At 72.3% G+C, this 4,443-nt stretch carries 3 protein-coding genes and 1 pseudogene; 3 read left to right on the top strand and 1 reads right to left on the bottom strand.

Annotation, left to right across the window (positions count from 1 at the left end; translation table 11 throughout):
- Window positions 1–158: 158 nt before the first annotated feature.
- Window positions 159–770: a hypothetical protein gene (locus AC08OX_RS12790; RefSeq protein ID WP_476608022.1), complete on the bottom strand. Its 612-nt coding sequence runs from the start codon at window positions 768–770 to the stop codon at window positions 159–161.
- A 362-nt stretch (window positions 771–1,132) separates the two neighbouring features.
- On the opposite strand from AC08OX_RS12790, the gene AC08OX_RS12785 reads away from it, so the two are divergent.
- From AC08OX_RS12785 to AC08OX_RS12775, 3 genes and pseudogenes are all read left to right on the top strand, one after another.
- A complete protein-coding gene (locus AC08OX_RS12785; protein WP_476608021.1) occupies window positions 1,133–2,530 on the top strand; it encodes a wax ester/triacylglycerol synthase domain-containing protein in 1,398 nt (465 codons plus the stop codon).
- Window positions 2,531–2,819: 289 nt separating this feature from the next.
- Window positions 2,820–3,584: pseudogene (locus tag AC08OX_RS12780) on the top strand ((Fe-S)-binding protein); the annotation flags it as partial.
- The coding region (locus AC08OX_RS12775; protein WP_476608020.1) for an SDR family oxidoreductase at window positions 3,584–4,443 on the top strand (860 nt) is incomplete at its 3' end. The pseudogene AC08OX_RS12780 and the gene AC08OX_RS12775, both read left to right, overlap by 1 nt.

Below are 4,443 nucleotides of genomic sequence, written 5' to 3'. Positions count from 1 at the left end.
CTCCAAAGATCAACCTATCTAGGAAACTCCCGCTAGATGTCCCGTTGCATCCCCTCCCGTGACTGCCCAGACGTCACCTTCTCACCGCCGGTGAACGTCGCCGATGGGTGTGCTGATGGATGAGGTGAGAGATCGGGGATGCTTGGCGGTTGCCGCGGTCAGTGGTGGCGGTCCTCGTACTGCGCGGCTGTGGCGACGTCTCGGGGATAGGTGCGTAGCGCCCGGAGACCGACGAGGCCGGCGGCCACCATGGGAGCCATCATGATCAGGAAGGTGAGTTGCAGGCCCCGGCCGTGCGGGCGGACGAGCATATCCGCCAGCGCACCGAACACCAGCGGTGCCACACCGTCAGTGCTCGTCCGCAGCACGCCACGGATCGCTTCCGCCCGTCCCCATAGCGGTGCCGGCATGATGTCCAGGCGAGCCGCATCCAGCGGCGGATTCGTTGCGCCAAGCGCGATGGCGGCCAGTGCGAACAGCGGAACCGTGACGGTGAGGGTCGAGCTGAGGATGGCCGGCAGCAGCACGGCGGCGAGGAAATAGGCGCCGATGGCGACCTGGATGCGCCCGGTGAGCCGTCCGGCTGCCAGCAGCCGGTCGCCGAGACGGCCACCGGAGGCAACCCCGGCCAGCGCGGCGGCGCCCAGCAGGCAGCGTCTGCATCCGGCCGGTGTGCCCGCCAGCCTGCCGCGCATTCCGCAGCCCTGATCGGCGGGCACCCGAACCGCGCCGTTGCGGCATCGGGGTGCCCCGTCAGCGCACGTCCGCACCGGAGCAGCGAGTTCCGTAAGGCAGCCGTCAGTTTGTTCGGGCGGCCCGAGTGGCATGCTCCTCAGTACAGCGTCCTTGAGAGCACAGCGTCGACGGGTATCGGCATCTGACGGCATGCCATCGGCATCTGCTGACGCTGGCACGACTGCCGCACCGCCCGGTACCGGGCGGCTGTCATTCGCGCGGCGGTGGCGGGGTGGCCGGGGCAGAGTGGTGGCAGCGCCAGCGCCAGCGGCCGGGTAGACGGGGGCCGGGTGTGCGTAGGTCGGGTGTGCGGACGGCTGCCCGTGACCGCGGCGGGGCGGGGGCGCGAGCTCGTCCGGAGGGGCCGGGATACAGCCAGCCGCGGGAACGGCGCCGAATGCCCGCGGCCGATGCCTTCTTCCTCGAGGTGGAAGGCCCCCGCAGCCCGCAGCAGGTCGGGGGCGTCGCGGTTCTGAGACTCCTCCCCGGCAGCTCCTCGCCCACGCTCGCCGACATCCGCGCCCATGTCGCTCGGCGCCTGGCGGATATTCCCCCGATGTTGCGACGAGTCGTGTCGCCGGGGCCGTTGTCCGGCTACAGATGGGAACTGGCCCGGAGCATCGACCTGTCCTGGCATGTCCGCGAGGTGACCCTGCCGCCCGGCGCCGGCCGGCCCGGGCTCGAACGGTTCGTCTCGCAGGCCACGGCCGTCGCGCTGCGTCGGGACCGTCCCCTGTGGCGGATGTGGTTCGTGCGAGGTGTCGGGCCGGCGGAAGCCGCGGTCGTGGTCGTGTTGCACCACGCCATCGCTGATGGCGTCCGCGCGATCGCCCTGCTGGACCGTTTCCTGGACGGTCCGGAGGATCTGCGTGCTGTGGCGCTGCCCGGAGCCGTGCGGCCGGATTCGCTGTCCGCCTCGCCCGCGCCCGCGCGATGGGTGGCCGTGACCACCGGCATGGTGCGGCTCGGGCTGGACGGAGCCGCGCCCCCCTTCCCCTGGTCTGGGCGATCGGGACCGGCTCGCCGGGTGCGGATGGTGCGGCTGCGACTGCCCGAGGTTCGGGCAGTCGCGCGGGCCGCGAACGCCCGCGTGACCGACGTCCTGCTCGCCATGGTGGCACAGGCCACGGCCCAGCTGCTGGCCGAGCAGGGCCAGCCGTGCGGTGCGGCGGTCCGTGCCATCACGCCGATCTCTCTGCGCACGACAGGCACCGCCATCGGCGACGACCTGGGTAACGCGACCACGGCGGTGCAGCTCGACCTGCCGCTCGACCCGATGCCAGTGTCCTGGCGGTTGCGGGCGATTACCGCCGGTGGCCGGCGGGCGCGGCGCCCGGGGCGGATCCTCGCGGCCGGCGCGGCCCTGCGGGTGATAGGTGCCCTGCCTGCGCCGCTGCGCGGACCCGCGGCTCGCAGCGTCTATCAGGGTCGGCATATTGGAATGATCGTGTCGAACCTTCCAGGCTCGGCGGGCCCGCGGGAGTTCGTCGGCCTGCCACTGCTCGACACCTACCCGCTGGTACCTCTCGCCGAAGGCGTGCCGCTTGCGGTGGGGGCACTCGGCTGGCAGGACGAGCTCTGCCTCTCGGTGACGACGGATCCCAGCCTTGTGCCGCCGACGGCGGACCTGGCTGGGCGGCTGTCCGCCGGGCTGGACCAGCTGCGTCGCGAGGTGAGCGTCCCGGCGCGCGCCCCTGGGACGGGGTCCGCCTCGGCCGGCTACCAGGGGCGCCCAATCTCGATCGAGTGGGCTGGCCGCGGCTGGCGTCGCCCGGGCGATGCCGGTGACCCGTAAGGACGGCGTGTAGCCGGGAGCGTCCGTGGGTGGGGGCGGATGGTTGGCCGGTCGCCGGTGCGGGAATGGCCGAGGCGGTGGCCTGTCGAGTGCCTGGCGCGGAGAATGCCTGACGGAGAGCCGGTGCGGGACGCTCGCAGGAGAGGGGTGGGTATGCGCGACTTCCCGATCGACCTGGGGATCAGGCCTGGCGCGGGAATGGGCGCGGGGTGGCCGATATGACCGCGGTCCGGCTTCCTGACCCGGTACGGCGGGTCCGGGCGATGCGTTCGGGTGGTGTGAGCGCGGCGGCGTGATGTGCCCGTCCTACATGGTCACCCGGGAGGAGGAGCATTCGACTCGGGGCCGAGCCCGGCTGCTGTTCGAGATGCTGGCGGGCCACCCGGACTCGCCGATCCGCGACGGCTGGCGCTCGACAGCGGTGCGTGACGCGTTCGACCTGTGCCTGGCCTGCAAGGGCTGCAAGAGCGACTGCCCGGTGAACGTGGACATGGCCACCTACAAGGCCGAGTTTCTGGCCCACCACTATGCGGGGCGCATCCGGCCGCTGGCTCATTACTCGATGGGATGGCTGCCGCTGGCCGCCAGGCTCGCTTCCCTGGCGCCCCGGACGGTGGCGCTCGCGACCGCGCCCGGGCTCACCGACCTGGTGAAGCTCGCCGGCGGGGTGGCCCGGGCACGGGCCATCCCGCCGTTCGCGTCCGAGTCCCTGCAGGCCTGGTACGCCCGGCGCGGGCCGCGGGGATCCGGCCGGCGGGGCGAGGTGGTGCTCTGGCCGGACACCTTCACCAACCGCTTCCACCCGCACATCGGGCAGGCTGCGATCGAAGTGTTGGAGGATGCCGGCTGGCGGGTCGTGATGCCCGGCGGGACGGTGTGCTGCGGCCTGACCTGGATCTCCACGGGCCAGCTGGCCACCGCGCAGCGGGTGCTGCGGCGCACGACCCGGCTGCTGCATCCGTACCTGCGGGCCGGGACGCCGATCGTCGGGCTCGAACCGAGCACTGGACGTATCGCGGCACTGGACGTATCGCGGGACCGGACGGAGGGATGATGCGGAGATCAGCTGACCAGCCGGGCGGCCGGCGCGGAGTGGTGGTGGTCACCGGGGGTTCGGCGGGGCTCGGTCGGGCGACCGTCCGGCAGTTCGCGCGCCGCGGCTACGACGTGGGTGTCCTGGCCCGTGGCGAGGATGGTCTGGCCGGTGCGGTAGCGGACGTGGCGGCGGCGGGCCGGCGCGGCCTTGCGCTGCCCGCGGACGTCGCCGACGCCGCGGCCGTGCAGGAGGCCGCCGAGCGGGCGCGCGCGGAGCTGGGGCCGGTCGACGTCTGGGTCAACAACGCGATGGCCAGCGTCTTCGCTCCCTTTCCCCAGATCACCCCGGAGGAGTTCGAACGCGCCACAGTCACCACCTACCTGGGCCATGTCAACGGAACCCGTGCGGCGCTGCGGCACATGATGGCACGTGACCACGGGGTGATCATCCAGGTGGGTTCCGCCCTCGCCTCCCGCGGTATCCCGTTGCAGTCGGCCTACTGCGGCGCCAAGCACGCCATCGCCGGCTTCACCGAGTCGGTGCTGACCGAACTGCTGCACGACGGCAGCAACGTGCGGGTTGTGATGGTACACATGCCCGCGCTCAACACCGTCCAGTTCAACTGGGTGCTCTCCCGGCTGCGTCACCACCCGCGGCCCGTCCCGCCGATCTACCAGCCCGAGGTGGGCGCGCGTGCGGTGGTCCACGCGGCCGAGCACCCACGGCGCAGCATGTGGGTCGGCGTCTCCACCGTCGCCACCATCCTTGGCAACCGGATCGCGCCCGCCCTGCTGGACCGCTACCTCGCCCGCACCGGCTACGCCAGCCAGCAGGCACCCGACGACCACAACCCGATGCTCGGCGAGAACATCTTCTG

The organism is Frankia sp. CoBUL1, from assembly GCF_978021245.1.
Note: the sequence above shows the minus strand (reverse complement) of the source record. Positions and strands in the feature narration are given on the sequence as shown.

Bases quoted from the DNA above. Each gene is read 5' to 3' on its own strand.
- AC08OX_RS12785 (WP_476608021.1), top strand. From the start codon at position 1,133: ATGCCCGCGGCCGATGCCTTCTTCCTCGAGGTGGAAGGCCCCCGCAGC.